This window comes from Glutamicibacter sp. AOP12-B1-11 (genome assembly GCF_052379245.1).
In the GTDB taxonomy this organism is placed as follows: Bacteria; Actinomycetota; Actinomycetes; order Actinomycetales; family Micrococcaceae; genus Glutamicibacter.
On sequence record NZ_JBQSYL010000048.1, the window covers coordinates 1 to 16,919 of the forward strand.

Genomic DNA, 16,919 nt, shown 5'->3' on the forward strand with positions numbered 1-16,919 from the left:
CTCGAACGAAACTGTTCCAGAAGTACCGGCAACTCGAATTCGAGTTGATCTTCGAATCAGCTTCATATTCCGAAGCGGTGGCGTATCTGAATGCAAACCCGGAACTGAAAGAAGTTCAAGACGGGTATCTTGAAGTGGATGTGCATAACCCGTTCTTAGGTTCAGAGAACTGCGAGTATACGCACTGGCAGCATGGATTTAATAAGATATTCGAATCTTATGGTAGAATGCCGGTTGCGTTGTTTGGAGACGCTAAGAACCCATTCGACCGTTTGACGGCAGCCAACGATCTGAATCAAATAACTGACGGTCCGCTTGTTTCAGTCATCATGACCAGCTACGACCCCGAACCGGAAGCTTTTATAGCGGCAGCACGATCAATTTTGAATCAGACCTGGAGGAATCTTGAGCTAATCATTATTGACGACGCAAGCCCGAACCGTGCAAACAAGCTCTTAGAAAAACTAGCTGAAGAGGATGCCCGCGTTAAACTCGTGTTACTGACGGAGAATGGAGGAACGTACCGCGCGCGCAATGTTGGTTTGGAAGTCGCGACGGGAGAATTCGTAACCGGACAAGATTCTGACGATTGGTCTCATCCTGAACGACTAGAATCTCAAGTTAAATACTTGCTCGAGGACCCAGAAGCTGCTGGTGTGATGACCTCGGCGGTTCGCACGGATGAAAAATTAAGTCGGATTATGCCTGGCCTTAGTCCAACACGAAAATGCGAAGTTAGTTTTATGACTCCACTCCATCTTGCACGTGAGGTTGGCGGTTACTTAGATGCACGTAAGGCAGCTGATAGTGAATTTAGGCAGCGCGTAGAATTTTATTCTCAAAGAGATGTAGGCGTAATCCACGACGCGCTCTATATCATTCGTCTAATGCCCAATTCGCTGTCTCGTGGAGATTTCTCTTCAGGTTGGTCTCATCAATCGCGTCGTGCTTTCTGGAACGCAGCCCTGTATTGGCACTCGAATACCCCGGCATCAAGTCTGTCTGTGAGAGACGAACCGAAGGTACCGCTACCGATCCCACATCGTTTCCAAATCACTAAGCCCGCACCAAACGAGCTGGATATCGTCTTTGCTGCTGACTGGCGTATGTCACATGGATGGCAACGAACAGCTGTAGACGAAGTGAAATTCCTTGTTGCCAGAGGTCTTCATGTCGGTATGATGCAGATGGAATCTCCAAACTCGAACGCCCGTACTTCTACGAAGCCGAACTTGCAGATACAACAACTGATCAATAATGGGACAATAGCGCAGGTCACCTCCGACCAAGAAGTTAATATTGCGAACCTAGTCTTCCATGATCCTTCCATCATGCAATTCCCGACTACGCAGGAATCTAACCTTCGGGTTGGAAAGATTATAATGGCTCCGTTTGATCTCCCTTCTGATATCAACGGTGAAGTCATTCGATATTTATATGACGACTGCACGCGAAACACGCAGGAATATTTTTCCGCTGATGTAGAGTGGTCATTCTTAAACAGCATGTCACAGGCGGTAGGCGAGGCTGAAGGTGGTGGAGTCTCGGTACTGCCAAGAGCATGGCCATTGGTGCTCGATCTGGAATCTTGGAGTGGAAAGAATAACTTAGGTATTAACAGTCCTCGGAAAATACCGATTCTAGGACGTAGCTGCCAGAACATTTACTCGCACTGGCCGATGAAAGAAACAATTCAGCAATTGTGGCCAACTGACGATTCTGCTGAAGTCTGGATTTTAGGTGACGCTCGTGGAGCGCTGAGAAACCTCAATGAGAATTATTATGCAGATAACTGGGTTTCATTCCGAGAAGGGGAGATTCATCCGGTGGACTATATGAGGGCGATCGATTTCTTCGTTTACTTCCCGAGCGAAGATTCGGACGAAAATCTTTGTAGAGAAGCATTTGAAGCTGCTGCTGCTGGGAAGGTAGTCATCCTCCCAGAAAAATTCCGTGATGCGCATGGTGACACTGCACTTTATACTAATCCCGAGGGCGTGGCTCAACTGCTTGAACATTACTGGCGAAGCCAAGAATCATATCAAGTGCAGGCCAGAAGTGCTAGAGACACGTTGACTCAAATGTTCGCAGGCGGGAACGATTTAGAAGAACACTTTCGCAGCCTTTTGACTTTGGTGTAGGAAAGGAACCACATTGATTAAAATTTTTTCAAATAAATTTAAATTATTGTTAGTGTTAGCTGCAGTATTGGCTATTGCTGGCATAGTGTTTGAATTAATCGGCATGTCGTCGATAAGTAGGATTACGATCCTCCTGGTAGTCCTAGTAGTTGCAACCATGGGTGGCTTGACGTTTAGTAAACTCATCCAGATCAAGAACGAAACTGACCGGTTGACAACTAAAATATTGAAAATTGATAACCGAACTGGAGAACTCTTGAACTTCTCCGGAAAAAGTCACCGCGAAATACTTCGACGCCTCGAAGGAGTTGACCAAATTGCGAATCGTCAAGTAAAAGAGATAGAAAAGCAATCGCGCGCAACTCGTGAAGAGGCACGTACGAATTTCAAATCTCTTCATACCTCCCAGGCTGAGTATGATCGGGACGTGAAATCCGGGATTTCACAACTGTGTGATTCTGCTAAAAAGATCAGTGGTTATAAAGTTCAATTGAATGACATTGAGACTCGCGTCCGTAAGTTAAGTAATGCGTACCAAGGGGACGCCAAAGATTTCCGTGAGAAAAATTATGAAATTTTGGAATTAATTCGTGCATCGAATGAAGTTGGCATTCAGAATCACGACGTTATTAATCTCTTGGAACGCAGAATCGTAAATAAGCTCCGTGTCAATCCTGAGCTAACTAATGTGCGTGTACGAGTCGAACGAATGGAACGTCGTCTAATTGGGCTGGTGGAACGTCTCCGTACTGAATCAGGTGATTCATTTGACTTGGTCTCTGTTTCAATTCAGACAGAAATCGAGAAAATCAATGGTCTTCTGCTGTCAATACGCGACGAACATGAAGTGTCGCTCACGAACCAATCCACCAACTTAGAAAAATACGTGACGGCTGGAAACGCATCTATTGGCGAGACTCTGCACAAGCATCAGGTTGAGCAGGCTGACAAGTGGTCCATTGCAAGTACTGAGCTACGATCTCTGTCTGATAAAATCGAACTGCAGAAACAGCAGCTTGATTCTAAACAACTGGTTAGTTCGCTAGATACGCGTTCCGAGGATATCGAATCAGATCTCCAACAGCTTAAGGAAACTTTTAATGCTCGTGTTCAGGAGCTAGTTGCTGAATTTGGGCGTCTCGGCGAACAAACTCAGAACGTTAACCTGAGTGAGGAAACGACCGCGAAGCTTGCCGAAGAGTATTCACGAAACAGCCTCCATAATCGACGACAATTGCGCAGGCATATCACTGAAACTGTCCGTGACAGCACGAGACAAATGGAAGCACTCGTTAAGTTGGCACCACGAATGGCTGAAGTTAATCCTTTGGTTCCGCCGACAGGTGGGTATGCGTTAGATGCACAGGCTCTGTTGCACTTAATTGATGTGTTAGAACGTGTGCAGCCAAAGGTGATCGTAGAGTTCGGCGGCGGTACTTCAACAATATGGATGGCGTACATCTGTAAGAAGTTCGGTACGCGCATTATTTCGTTTGATCATCTCGAAGAGTACTTGTCACGAACACGGACTGAAGTCGATCGACATGGATTTAGCGATATGGTCGAGCTTCGTTTAGCACCTTTGGAGAAAATTCAAGTTAAGGGCGAGAACTATTCATGGTACTCGCTCGCTGAATTAGACGACCTCGAAGAAGTTGACCTGCTATTTATAGACGGACCACCAGAATCAACTGGTACCAATGCGCGGCGCCCAGCCATGTATGTTATGACGGCAAGGCTTAATGACGATGCGGTTATCGTTCTAGACGACACACATAGGGAAAGTGAGCAAGATACGGTTCTAAATTGGACTTCGTCATTCCCTAATTATCAGGTGGTGGATGCAAATATCAGCCGGCTGACGGTGTTAGAACGTAGCGGAGAGAAGAACTAGGAAGAGATTTTGGAATGGAATCAAAGAACGCATTATCTGGCCAGATTTCAACTTTCGACGAAAGTTTCTGGGTAAAGGACAATAAATTCGTAAACACACGAAATGACCTTGCCGGTACGGATACAATTCATTACGTAGACTGCACGTATCTTGAATGGCAGGATGTACTTTCGACTGAAAAATCGCCATTTGCCAATACAGGCGGTGAATTTGAACAACAGTTTCGGATAGTCCCAGACGGCAGTCATGCAAAGAGATTGCATTTGGACGCTCTACTCGTTCGTCGTGATTCTAAGAAGCTTCTCGTCGTGTTTCACGGCGCATTGGATCGTGAGAAGTACACCCTGCCGCGTTTTGAGTTCAAAAATAGCGTAAAACGATTTGACGGATCGGTACTATTTATTTCGGATCCATCTTTGCAAACTCACAATGAGTTGGGACTTGCATGGTATGTAGGCGATGAAGTCGATAATGGTCACGAGATGATCACTACTCTTGTACGAGAGTTTGCAAGACACCTCGCAGCAGAAAAGATCGTCCTGACTGGAAGCAGCGGGGGAGGTTATGCCGCTTTGGCAACCTCGTTTTGTATTGAAAGATCTGTAGCTCTTCCGTTTTCCCCACAAACGAGTGTTGAAGGTTACTACCAGGGTCATCGGACTCGACTATTGTCTTCCGCTTTCTCAACATGGTCTGATTTGAAACAGGGATTATTATCAAATGTAACTCGCTTTGACTTGGGTGCGCTCTACGGGTCAAGTGAAGTTCGAAATAAAGTTTGGTTTATCCAAAACACTGGAGACAAATTCCATATACTAAATCATTGCATTCCATTTGCTAAATCACTGGGCCTTGATTTCTCTAAAGGTAATTATCGTAATGACAATATAAAGTTTGATTTGACCCTCTACCGCGACGGACATAAGCCACCATTGCCAGAGACGATGAATTATTACATTTCAAGAGCCTTTGATCTTTAATAAAATTGAAGATTTCGAATTAAGTCGATATTTTAATTAGAATGATTCGTTTTGATAATGAAATTAAACCTAGCATTTCAGACTGTGAGTTCTAAATTTATTTGACAACGAGATATTGTTGATAGTTTTGGGCTTTTCTGGATATTTCAGACGGCGGCGCCCCATGAAATGATGGACTATATCGGAATAAGGAGGCACCGAAAGCGTCATCAATACGACGCAGGTTCAGCCAAGAATACAAAGATGAACTGTGCCGCGAAGTCATCAACTCGTGCAAACCCATCAAATCCGTCGCCATCGAGTACGGCGTGGGTACCGAGCGGCTCGACGCAATTGACTAAGGAAGTACAAGGAGCCCGCACGTCCCGGCCGAGTTCTTTGAGCAGGTCCATGGTCGCGCTGTGCCGTTGATCCTGTTCTTCTCGCAGGTTTGTCGTATGAGACTTCTTTATTGCACACGGGCTTCCTTCGCGTCTTTGCCGATCTCTGCGAGATTTGGTTTGAATACGAAATAGGCGGGATAGCCCGCACCGATGATCACGCCAATGGTAATGATTCCCTGAATGATGACAGCTTCCGTAAGCCATTTCAGGCAATGGCATCTACTAAAAGTTCTGAGTCGTGCTTGGGATAGATTTTTCGCCTAGTCGAGCGAATGTGGGAGTATTGCCTCGATAGACGAACACAGGGGGAAACATTGAACGAGAACAGCACGTTGAATCGCTATTTTGCTCCGGTTTTAGAACACGAAATTGAGGTGATCCCTCGTGATCGTCATCTTCTTTACGCTCGCGGATACGCACTCACAGTTATAAGTACGAAACTTGACCTCGGTTCACATTGGGCAGAGGAACAGATACGTGGTGTTTACCTCCATTGGGACCGTCGTCAGCCAGTCGCGATATCTTCTTCGCCATCCTGTGATGTCATCATCATCGGGCGCGCCCTAAGCGTCCATGAGGCAACGCCAGATTTGGCGGGTTTAGCTGCACACCTACTAGCTGCCAGAGAGAAGTCTCGTACCGAGTACCTACGTGAACTTGACGATGTGGCCGGACGATATGTCGTTATTGATTCCGGTGTCGAAGGTTTGTTTATCCAAACGGATGCAACGGCCATGCGCTCAGCTTTCTACGCATTGCCCGGTGTCGTCGCTTCCCATGCTCGTCTCGCTGCTGACATTCGTGACCACCGGCGGTCGTCCAAATTCCGACTCAATAAGTGGATGGGAACATCGGGCGCTTTCACGTTCCCCGGACATTACACGGAGTGGGAAGACGTGTACCTCCTTACGCCCAACACCGAATTGAATATTCAGTCGGGCGAGATTCGACGTATCGGCCCAGATGCTATAACTGAACCGTTGAGCCCAGCTTGTGCTGCGGAAAAACTGTTGCCTCTGTTGCAGAACCAGCTTCGTGCCCTGGCTGAAAAGTCGCCGTTGCTAGTATCGCTTACTGCAGGCCTCGACAGCCGTGTCACCATGGCGCTATGCAGGCCGCTGATTGACCGTGTTGAGTTCTTCACTTATGCTCGCCCCTATCTTGCTACGGCCCAGTCGTCGCAAGCTGACATGGATGTTGCTAGAGATTTGGTTCATGGTTTTGGTTTGAACCACACGGAGCTGACCATTGAAAGCGCCGATGTAGATCGCGATCTAGCCAACATCTTTGTCCACAATTGCGATCGTGCTCATGGTCGTGTTTTGTCGGCGACGTACCGAAAGAAGCTACCTGCCGACCGTGTGCATGTCCGCTCTAATCTCTATGAGATTGGTCGATCTTTCTACCGCGGCTCAGGTAATAAAGATCTACCTGAGCTTGATGCGCAGCAGATGGCGAACGTTCTAGTTCGGCGGAGTAAAGCAGACGCTCAGCCTGAAGTTGTAGAAGCATTCCAAGAGTGGATGAACATCAGTGAATGGTCTGGTGTTGAGGGGTATGACCCGTATGACCTCTACTACTGGGAACATCGAATGGCTGCGTGGTTGAACTCCGTTATGATCGAAAGCGATGTCGCCCACGATACTTACACTGTTATTAATTCGCGTTCGATATTGCGGTTGTTCTTGAGCGTTACACGGGAAAACCGGGCTAACGCAAGCGTGTTTGATCATCTTGTTAAACTGGCATGGCCAGAAGTTTTTGATTACCCGGTGAACGGCAGGCTCAGGAAGGTTCCTGGGGACTAAGCTGTGAACTGGATCGAGTCCCATTCGGCATTTGATCTTGCGAAGGCGAACATATGCTTCGTTCCACGGTTTGTGATTGAAAACCTCAATAGGTTCATGACCTGATGTTATGTTTTCACGTCTTGTCCAAAATACTTACTAATAAATAGGTTCCCGGTACCATGCACCATGGGTTCCCGATTCATCCGCAAGATCCGCACTGCATCCGGCGCTGTCACCGTGCAAATCGTGGACCAAACCGGACGCACCACCACCTCAGCTTGCCAAATATGGCTTGATGGTACCGATAGTCCGGCTAAGCAGTGTAAAATCTCGTTACTTCGTGGACACCGAAACTCATGGCTTCGTGGACACTGAACCTCAATACTTTGTATGTCTTCAGAACAGCGGTACCAAGTCGTCAGAACAGAAGTACCCACTAGCGCGATTTGGCACTTTGTGGACATACGAACTCATGGCTTCGTGGACACCATGTCTCAACAGTTCGTGGACAAAACATGACCGCTTTCTGGCACTGTCGGGAACATGATAAGTGCCCTTCCACCGCGCGTACGATCCATGATCATCAACTTCGACCCCACACAACCAGATGCTCTGAGCATCAGCGAATTCTGCAAGACTCAGAAAATCTCCCGGAGTATTTTCTATCGACTTCGACAAAGGGCAATCAACGAATCGGCTGCAGCACTCCATCCCCAATCCAGAGCACCGAGAGAGCCAGCCAGGAAATACGGTCCAGAAGTGATCAACGAGCTGGTGAAGATCCGCCAGAAACTCAAAAAGGATGGTTGGGACTACGGTCCCAAAACCATTCATTACGAAGCAACTATCAATGAAGATCAATTTCCTGGTGGGAAGATTCCGTCTATTGCTACGATAGGCCGCTTGCTGTCCGGCGTCGGCCACGTGGATCGTAACCCTCGCAAGCGACCGAAATCTTCCTATGTTCCCTTCGCTTGAATATTTGACTCTTTGAGAGCCACCGATATTGCGATTCAGAGCCGCCACGTCGAGATGACGTTATTGTCTTTCAGAGCCCACCCAATATTCCCCTTCAGAGCCACCCTGTATAAACTCCTCCCACCACGCATGTCAACGGCCAATACTTTCTGCCCACCGGCGGCCAGCAAAAATGCCCATGCATGGCCAACTAAAATGCCCACTGGCGGTGAGCTGTCATGGCCACTATTCCTGCCCACCGATCAATTCCAGAAATAGCGCCCACCACCGTCCAAGAAACAGCTAGCTCAACGCACTCACCCCTTGACCCGCCATGGCCTGCGTAAGCCTCACCGATTCACCACTGGTCTGGCAAATATGAGCATGGTGCAACAACCTGTCCACCATGGCAGTAGCCAACGTCTTGGGCATCAACGCGTCAAACCCCGCCGGATGCAGATTCGAAGACAACGCAATGGAACGCTTCTCATACGCGGCATCAACCACCCGATAAAGCGCTTCAGCCGCATCATCAGGCACCGCCAGCAAGCCGATATCATCAATAATGATCAAGTCAGCACGCAGAACCTTCGCGATCGCCTTGTTCACGCTGTCATCAACCCGATGCGAACGAACAATCCCGCCCAGCTGCTCCAACGTGAACCACGCGACCTGCCGACCTTCCTCAACAGCCTGCTGTCCCAGAGCCTCAAGAAAAAACGTCTTGCCCGTGCCCGACGGACCGCAAACCACCAGATTCTCCTTGCGGTGCACCCATTCCAACGTGCGCAACGCCTGCTGCGTCGGCAACGGGACCGTCGAAAGCGACGGATCCCACGACCCGAAGCTTTTCCCCGTAGGGAAGCCTGCGGCTTTGCGTCGGGTAGCGAGCATCGAGCGTGCCCGGCCACTGATTTCTTCCTCCAACAAGGATTTGAGCACCTCCGCCGGGTCCCACCGCTGCGACTTCGCCGTGGCCAGCAGCTCTGGCGCTAAAGCTCTGGCGTGAGGCATCTTCAACTGCCGCATCAGCTGTTCCAACTCTTCAGCCAACGGCGGTGCACCGGCATTCGTGGCAATCATCAGCTAGTTCGCCTCCTTCAATAAGGAGCCGTAGTCAGCCCACGGCGAGGCTCCCTGGCTCAACGACTGCTGTTCGGGAGCTTGACGGCGCAGCTGCCCGGGTGCAGCTGATTCAAGAATGGAAAGCAGATCCCTGTGCCCGAACCTCCCATTCGCCGCAGCCAAACCCAGCGCGCGGTCCACCGGGGCTGATCCTTGGAGTTTGGCCAACGTCACTGCTTCAGCCATCTTCAAATTCACCCGTTCAGCACCGGCGGCAGCGGCGGCCATCAACCACTGATGGGCGCCTTCGCCCAAGGCGAGGAATTCCTTCTCAGCCTGGCTTCGGGCCTTGGGACGCTTCACGCCTGGGACTTTCTCTTCGCGGTCAGGGAAGTGCGACCCGTTCACTTGCATCACTCCCGGGCTTCCTTGAGCATGCCGAGCAACTTCGGTCGGCCCATCTGCACCAAGATGCACGATAATCACTTCGGCGCTCGCACCCATCCCGCGGGTGCGCACCCATACCTGTTCGCCGAGCAACCGGTATGGAACTGAGTACTGGACGTTTTCATAAGAAATCATCGGCGACTTTGCCGGAACCATACGGCTCACTCCGAACGCAATGGTGAAAGGCTGTGCCGGCAGCGTGTGCAACTGCGTATAACCTGACTGCGTGGTTGCAGCTGGTCCTCCTGCCAGTTGGGCATGAAGCAGTCAGCTGGGATGTGAAAAGGTGGCGGTACCGTGTGTGGTCCATGGCTGGGAAGCTGACCAAGAGTGGCCGCCAACCCAGGTTGCTGATCAACCAGAAGGCACCGGAGTGTGGATTGGTCTTGTCACTCCAGGAACAGATCACCGGGTTGCGTCAGCGATGGTCAGGCAGGCCGCTGCGAACCTGAGCTTTCAAACGGTGGTTTTGGTGCTTCGAGTCAAGGGAAGGCATGGTTCCGGTGCGTGGTGGCCGGCGCTGACGTCAGCGAAAGGACGGTCTTTGGCGGACCAGAATTCAGGAAACCCACCGGAAGTCCGGCGTGATACCGATCCGGTGGGCTTGAGAGTCTCCATGAAAAATCTGGGCTAAACAATGGTGTCTACGATCTTATGAGATCGTGTGTCCGCAATGTGCTGAGACAGGACACACAAAGTCATAAGATCGGTTGTCCACGAAGTGCAGAGATTTCACACCACTTAGCCGGACTGCCGGTACCATCAAGCCATATTTTGGCATGTTTCCGGGTTCTCGCCAGATGGGTGGGCGGATTTTCGGTGAGGCGTTGCTACCGTTCACCCCTGACACATACGTGTGGCTCTATAGGACCGGCCCCGAACTACTTTCATAAATGGTCCGAGGTCGGTTACCAATGACTCTTGAGAAACTTTTCTACATATCAGTTCTTAGAACTTCTTGGGTGAACACACGATTCGTTTCTTGTCATTCTCGTCTGATAACCAGAGGAAGCTTGAAAGTAAAGCGTAAAGAGTTCGAATTCGAACTCTCGTGTTTGCTGGCTTTTGAACAAGCATATCGATTTCTTCCATATTGAATATCTTGGAGAGCTCAACGCGATCTCGTTTGCGAATGACTAGTGATACAGCCTCGCGCGCATGTGCGCGACCAGCCACTTGGGAAACGCGAGCGTTGATTTTTTTAGCGTATTCAATATCCTCTTTCGTCACGGTCGGAATAGTTAGCAATCCTGAATTGATCGCAAGTGTAGTGCTTGGCATGGCGTCGTCATTTTTTGGACGTACGTGATTGTATGAAGCTGGTTGCACGTAGTCGTACTTGAGTTCAACTGAATCACCAAACTTTTTGGAGTCGAAAGGTACGTCTAGAAGTGGTTTGCACAGTCTATGCATCAATTCGTAACCAATGAGATTATCTATTCGAGCTTTCAGTCCTAATTTGAATGCAAGCTGAATTCCGGAAGGTGAATAAAGTGGATCAAACCTATTTATGTAACGGTTCCAGTTAGTGGTGATCGTACCGACAAAATAGCGATTTCTAATTTGAAGATATAAGTAGTCAGGTAAATCTTCTTCCTGAACACCCAGGAATCTACCCTTTTCCAACTCAGAATCAATTTTGGAAGCATAGTTATCGATGAACTCACTTGAGAATAGCCCTGTTCCATCAGGTGCGAATAGATAGGAACCCCAAATCTTAGAACCAAAGTGAGCTCCTGATAAGCTGTTGCCATTAAGTTCGCCTATCCTGGTGCCATAAAAGGATCTGAAAGTTTCGCCATAGCCACCGCTGAGTAGGGTGATATCTGCCTCTTTGTGACCAGCACTTGGTCCCACCGGCAAGATTCCACTCGATACGAGCATTGAACTAAGCAACGCCCCGCCATAGTCGGAGATCTGATAATCGCTTGGGGAGCCGTTATTTGCGGTCATTATAGCGCCGACCTTTGCTGCTGCAGACTGAGCTATTTTTGTATCTTCCTGTATAGGATCACCTTTGCAGAAGAAACGGAGCTTATCTACGACACCTTGCGATTTCGCGGCAGCAAGGACTAGGCGACTATCAAAACCGCCGGTGAGATGTGCAATTTTTTGTGACGAAGTGCTGCTGGTCGCAGCTAAGACATTTTCTTGAATCTCGGCAACCGCCAAGTTTAGGAGTTCTTCGTTTGACAGTGACGAATTGAAGAACGTAGTTGCATTTTCGTAATATTCAACTTTAATTCCATTCCGAGATACAATGGCGTATTGTAACATGTCTAACGTTTCGACCTCGGAATAACTACTCTTAGTGAATCCTCCATTGCTAGAAACAGCCAATTCAAGAGCGTAATTCAAGGATTTAGTTAGTGGAAGATTCAACTTGGCAGTCAAATGTTCGATCTCCTGGAGATCACCAGTAATTATTTCAATATCTTCGAACGTGTAGTGAAAGAGGATTGCTTCACCCAAGACATCCGGTAATGCATACAAGGTGTTAGATGAGTTATTTTTCAGGTAGGCGATTCCAGCGCCTCGGAATCCTTGATTGAATTGATGTACTGCTTTTCCTGCATCAAGTGAGGGGATTAGTTGCTCGAAAAGATCGGCAGAAGATTTAATGAATTGGCCATCCATGACACCATTTCCCTGAAAGCCAAGAACGGACCATTCACCGTGAGCGACAATATTTGATTCAGAAAAGAAATAAATATTTTCAGAAAGGTAAAGATCGTCGATCGAGCCTAGCCTATTTTTACTCCAAATTACAGCAGGAAAATTTTTCATCATTACCTCAAGTTTTCGTTTTTAACGCTTATGTATATTTTATTTATTTACACTCTACGGACGATGATTTCTTTGCTTACTAGTCCGTGAAACCTATTCGAGTATTATTTGGAACTTTGAGGAATCGCGTGATGTCGTTCCTCCCCCTCTGCAGATGGACACGTATCAAACCGATTATAGGGGATGGGTTGAACGTCTCCGCTCACGTTAGTTCAAACAACTTATGGTTTTGCGTGTTGGAACAGAGGTGAGTTCGTTCGTTATTGCCGAGTTAGTTATGCGTTCTACACACGCAGTTTACCCAACGGCAGGGGCCTTGCTCGGTACTTAGCGTGGAACACATTTTTGAAATTCTCGGACTAGGCTGATTATTAGCGTACGTGTTGCATAACTTTTGAATCACACCGGGTTTAATTGAGGCAAGGAAAGTAAAGAAATACTCCTCTCTTGCCGATCAAATACACGGACGATCTAAAGTGCCGCGGTATTGATCTGGCGCTCCACGCCCAGTCGAATCCCGACATAGCTAGCGAAGCGATGAGGCGCATAGCCAACGACCTGCTGCTGAGCAGCGGGACTCTGCGCGCTTGGGGCCGCAGATACAAGATGAGTGGTGCCCCGGTTCCGGCACAGTCTGTGGGTCTGGAAGCCGCGAACAAGCGCCCTCCCGCCGAATGCGCAGAATTTTAGCAGGCCAACGAGTTCCTCAAGATGGCCGCGACTTCCTTCGCAGCGGAGCTCGACCGCCCTTCAAAGTAGTTGTCGATTTCATCGACAAGCACAAAGACGCGCTCGGGGTCGAGCCGATCATTCGCACGCTAGAAGGAACCCGCGTGCAGATCACCCTGAGCTCGTATATGCGTTCAAGAATCGCCCTCCTTCGGCCCGCAGCGTGCCTGACTGTTTAGCAGACGTATTTGGTAGCACGAGTGTATCGAAACGGTAGCAGCAGCGCGCGGACCGGACAGCACTCCTAAATCCACGCACTGCCGCTAACAATTACCTCTGCTCGCCGTTCCTTTGCGCTCCCGCATACTTATACCGGCGCATGTTCGGCCCGTCGAGCTGAATCATCACGCTCTTGGAAACCAGCCGGTTCAGAATCGACTCCGCAATCACCGCATCATGCGACGACCTATACCAATCCTCAGGATCGAATTGCGAGGTGATAATCGTTGAACCACGATGCTCCCTCGCTGACAGAATATTGAGTAGTTCACCAGCGATATGACTGCTGATTGGTGTAGTCAAAAAATCATCGAGCAACGAAATCTCGTAGTCATGCAGTTTCTGCAAAAACCGCAGCCGCTCCGGATCAGTCCGGTGAAACACCGACAGATGGTTCGCCAGATCATCTAGCCTGAAGTACCGGGCTGTGAAACCTTGCCGGCACCCAGCATTCAACAACGCCTGAGCCAAGTAGGTCTTCCCAACACTGGACTGGCCAAGAATCACCACGTTCGTAGGGTCCTGGACCCACTGGCACGAAGCCAACCGGCCCACAACTTCGCGGGTCAACGACCGGTCCGGCAAATAATGAATATCCTCAACACAGGCACCAAGGTTGGGGGTTCCTGAGGCTTTGAGCAGCCTCTGCGTTCTTCGTTCGTTACGGGCCTCGTTCTCCTGCTCCAACGCGTACCTGATCTTCTGGGAGAAGGTCCATTCGTCGAATCCGGGATCATTGGCCACGCTGATCGCTGCTTTACCGAAAGCCGTCATCCGCAAGGCAGTGAATAGGTCCATGTCCTGCTCGGTCAGATGCTGCTCATTCATGGTTTTCTCCCTGCCTGGTCGCGGATGCTTCTGGTGCGCTGGTCATTGCGGCGAGTCTGAACGCACTGGCACCAGCCAAATACGCCTTGCCCGTATCCCTCACCCTCGCTGCTGGTTGCCCTTTGCTGTCCTTGTTGGGCGAAGCCGCCGGCCGGGCCATGACGGTGGGCCTGCCCGCGGCTTCAGCACGCAACACCGTGACGCGGTGCTTCACCGCGGTGTAGCTGATGCTGGTGCGTGGGTCACCGCATAAGTCATGGCAAGCGCGTTCCAGCAGGCTCCGGTTCATTCCCTTCCCCAAAGCCAGGATGTTCATGCAAGAACGGAAACCCTGGGCCTCGATCTTCTTCTGATCCAACAACCGCGTCACTGCTTCAGCGGCGCTTGGGCCAACCTTGCTGGCCTGCCGCAGAAAATATGCTCGCGTCCAAAGCAGCGAGGTGTCCTCATAGCCAGCCGGGGCATGCTCAGGATTCGTGACGAACGAATAACGCCGGGTCCCATGGGTATGCTCGGCAATAGTCAGCCCCTGAGTCATCACTGAAACCTGCTCACCGATGATCCTCACGTCGACGCTCTGCCCGGCATACTGGCTGGGAACGGAGTATTTGATGGTATCGACCATCAAATGCCAGTCACGAGAAACTTTGGCTTTCCGCCAGTCAATCTGCTGCCACCGCGTCTGCGGCAGGTCCATCAGTTCATGGCGTTCATCCTGTTCGAACCATTGCTGCCGGGACCGCGGTTCACCACGGAACGGGGTACGCTCATTGATCCATTCCACCCGCGTCGCCACGGCTTCATTCAGGTCATCCAGGGACGCGAATCGCTGATCATTCAAGTAGCGGATGATCCAGTTCGTCACGACCTGCACCCCGGATTCCACGTTGCCCTTGTGCTGCGGCTTGTATGGGTTGGTCGGGACGGCCGCAGTTCGGTAATGTTCCAGGAATACTGAGTAGGATTGATTCACCTCCCTCACGTTCTCATAACGGCTGATCGCGTTGGAGGGTGTCGAGGCGTTGTCTGGGATGATCACTTGGGCAACGCCTTGCGCATATTCAAAAGCCCTACGGTGCGCATCGCACCACGAGCCGAGCTTCTCGTCCAGATATCCGTAGGCGAAAACCAAGCCCGAGTACGGCAGCGTGGCCACGAACACTGAAACTTTCGTGGTGCGGCCAGTGATCGGGTCGACCAGCAGCATTTTCGTGTCGGCCCAGTCCACCTGCATCGTATGCCCCGGCTCGTGGGCGATAGGACTGGTCAGGTTCCTTGTCTGGACTTGCTCCGCGACCAGTTGGCAGAACCTTTCGTATTGGTAATGCCGTTGCGTACCGACGACTTCGGTCCGCAGGTAACGGGCCCAAAGAACCTTCAGCGGGGGCTTCTTCCTGCCGATCCGAGCTCTGATCACTGCCTCGATATCAATCGGCATAAAATTGATGGAGACAGTCTTACGTCCATCAGTGAAGCACTGTTCCAGTACTTCATCGCTCAGATCATTGACCTGCTCAGCAGTCGTGAGCTCTTGCTCATCGATCACTTGACGTGCTTTGGAGATCGTTCTCGGCGAGCAGTTCAGCCGTGATTGCACCTGCCGGTAGGAACGCCCCTGCAACAGCAAGAGCATGATTTTGCGGTAATCAGCCATGTCGGATGATTCCTTTCGACGGCCACGACGTCGGTGTCATGGGTGTCAGGATCATCTTTCCGTCGAAACCAGCAAAGCGCTATCCGATCTCCGCACAGGTGCTACCAAATACGTCTGCTATACAGCCTGACGAGCAGCGACTGCCCGAGAGCCTCTAAGCCTATGAGGAGATTTATTCCTGCTTCGGCGTCGGGAAGATGCGGCATGAAATGAAGAATGTGCATATCGACTAATTCAGACCGATCGCTCGGTGCACCGTTCAGAGACTGATGAAGAAGCTGGGGATTGACGGTGTACGGCGCAAGCGGAAGAAACCGCTGACTCGGAATCATGTCCTATGGATTTGGTGTACCGCCAGTTCACCGCGGAGGCTTCAGCCAAGCGCTGGGTCGCCGATATTACCTATGTGCCCACCCGGACGGGGTGGGTGTGCGTGATGTTCATTTTGGAAGTCATCAAATGTGAAATTGTTGGCTGACAGGGGACGGACCACATGCGGGAGTCGCTGGTCAGGGATGCGTTGATGATCAATCTGGCCAGAAAATATCGGGAAGGTGGGGACTTGACGAAGCTGATTCATTATTCGGACCGCGGAATGCAATTCAGGTTGATCAGGTACTACCAGGCATTGGCCGCGTCCAAGGTCGTTGCATCGGTTGGGTCCCATGGGGATTCTCTGATCACCGGCTAGTCCATTCCGTCCTGCTGAAATTCCCTAGAAACTCTCTGCCTGTTGCGTCGCAAGGGATGAGTCCGATTCTCATGTGTCATGGAAACACCTCAGGAGTTGTGTTTGGAGTAATCGCACGGCTGGTACCGGGAGCAGAATTCTTGGGCTCTCGCGGGCGGAGTTTGATAGGAAAAAATCAAAGATCTTGTCTCAGAAACTTGACCAGCGCACTTGGTGCCAGGTCGGGAAGAACGAAAATCACGACGGCCGAGCTTATCGACCATGTGATTCTTGATATGAGCGGTCCTGGCTTGCTGGTCATGCACCGTGGTGACTTTGAATGCACTCACTCGCTTGGCCTTGAGCCCGTGCTCT

Annotated in this window: 11 protein-coding genes and 3 pseudogenes; 8 read left to right on the forward strand and 6 right to left on the reverse strand. The window is 50.2% G+C overall.

What is annotated here, in order from left to right; genetic code table 11:
• The 5 genes and pseudogenes from ACT3UQ_RS18750 to ACT3UQ_RS18770 form a co-directional block, all read left to right on the forward strand.
• Positions 1-2,141, forward strand: a 2,141-nt coding sequence (locus ACT3UQ_RS18750) for a glycosyltransferase (RefSeq protein WP_444637703.1), incomplete at its 5' end; no start/stop codon positions are given.
• A 13-nt stretch (positions 2,142-2,154) separates the two neighbouring features.
• Positions 2,155-4,035 carry a class I SAM-dependent methyltransferase gene (locus tag ACT3UQ_RS18755; protein ID WP_105650404.1) on the forward strand — a complete coding sequence of 627 codons (1,881 nt, stop codon included), beginning with the start codon at positions 2,155-2,157 and terminating at the stop codon, positions 4,033-4,035.
• A gap of 14 nt (positions 4,036-4,049) precedes the next feature.
• Positions 4,050-5,015 carry a hypothetical protein gene (locus ACT3UQ_RS18760; RefSeq protein ID WP_146114067.1) on the forward strand — a complete coding sequence of 322 codons (966 nt, stop codon included), beginning with the start codon at positions 4,050-4,052 and terminating at the stop codon, positions 5,013-5,015.
• 697 nt (positions 5,016-5,712) lie between these two features.
• The gene (locus ACT3UQ_RS18765; RefSeq protein ID WP_146114068.1) at positions 5,713-7,206 is read left to right on the forward strand and encodes a hypothetical protein; all 1,494 of its coding nucleotides are present in this window, start codon (positions 5,713-5,715) and stop codon (positions 7,204-7,206) included.
• A gap of 525 nt (positions 7,207-7,731) precedes the next feature.
• A pseudogene (locus ACT3UQ_RS18770) lies at positions 7,732-8,163 on the forward strand (IS481-like element ISAar27 family transposase); the annotation flags it as partial.
• A gap of 285 nt (positions 8,164-8,448) precedes the next feature.
• Here the strand turns inward: ACT3UQ_RS18770 and istB are convergent.
• Entirely contained in the window at positions 8,449-9,228 is a 780-nt protein-coding gene (istB, locus tag ACT3UQ_RS18775) for an IS21-like element helper ATPase IstB (protein WP_096289245.1), read from the reverse strand.
• A 3-nt stretch (positions 9,229-9,231) separates the two neighbouring features.
• On the reverse strand, positions 9,232-9,864 hold the full coding sequence (locus tag ACT3UQ_RS18780; RefSeq protein ID WP_444637704.1) for a Mu transposase domain-containing protein: 633 nt from the start codon (positions 9,862-9,864) through the stop codon (positions 9,232-9,234).
• Between the two features lie 2 nt (positions 9,865-9,866).
• Between ACT3UQ_RS18780 and ACT3UQ_RS18785 the strand changes: the two are divergent.
• Positions 9,867-10,109 (forward strand): annotated as a pseudogene (locus tag ACT3UQ_RS18785) (IS1380 family transposase); the annotation flags it as partial.
• Between the two features lie 496 nt (positions 10,110-10,605).
• On the opposite strand, the gene ACT3UQ_RS18790 reads toward ACT3UQ_RS18785, so the two are convergent.
• The 3 genes from ACT3UQ_RS18790 to istA form a co-directional block, all read right to left on the reverse strand.
• Complete coding sequence (locus tag ACT3UQ_RS18790; protein WP_105650840.1) at positions 10,606-12,447, reverse strand: hypothetical protein; 1,842 nt, start codon at positions 12,445-12,447, stop codon at positions 10,606-10,608.
• Between the two features lie 996 nt (positions 12,448-13,443).
• Complete coding sequence (locus ACT3UQ_RS18795; RefSeq protein WP_444637705.1) at positions 13,444-14,220, reverse strand: ATP-binding protein; 777 nt, start codon at positions 14,218-14,220, stop codon at positions 13,444-13,446.
• Positions 14,213-15,874: an IS21 family transposase gene (istA, locus tag ACT3UQ_RS18800; RefSeq protein ID WP_444637706.1), complete on the reverse strand. Its 1,662-nt coding sequence runs from the start codon at positions 15,872-15,874 to the stop codon at positions 14,213-14,215. Before istA ends, ACT3UQ_RS18795 begins: the two co-directional genes overlap by 8 nt.
• Positions 15,875-16,211: 337 nt before the next feature.
• Here istA and ACT3UQ_RS18805 point away from each other — a divergent pair, with 337 nt between their 5' ends.
• Together ACT3UQ_RS18805 and ACT3UQ_RS18810 are read left to right on the forward strand one after the other, a co-directional pair.
• Entirely contained in the window at positions 16,212-16,352 is a 141-nt protein-coding gene (locus ACT3UQ_RS18805) for a hypothetical protein (RefSeq protein ID WP_444637708.1), read from the forward strand.
• Between the two features lie 84 nt (positions 16,353-16,436).
• Positions 16,437-16,565: a hypothetical protein gene (locus ACT3UQ_RS18810; RefSeq protein WP_444637710.1), complete on the forward strand. Its 129-nt coding sequence runs from the start codon at positions 16,437-16,439 to the stop codon at positions 16,563-16,565.
• Between the two features lie 179 nt (positions 16,566-16,744).
• Here ACT3UQ_RS18810 and ACT3UQ_RS18815 read toward each other — a convergent pair.
• Positions 16,745-16,919 (reverse strand): annotated as a pseudogene (locus ACT3UQ_RS18815) (IS3 family transposase); the annotation flags it as partial.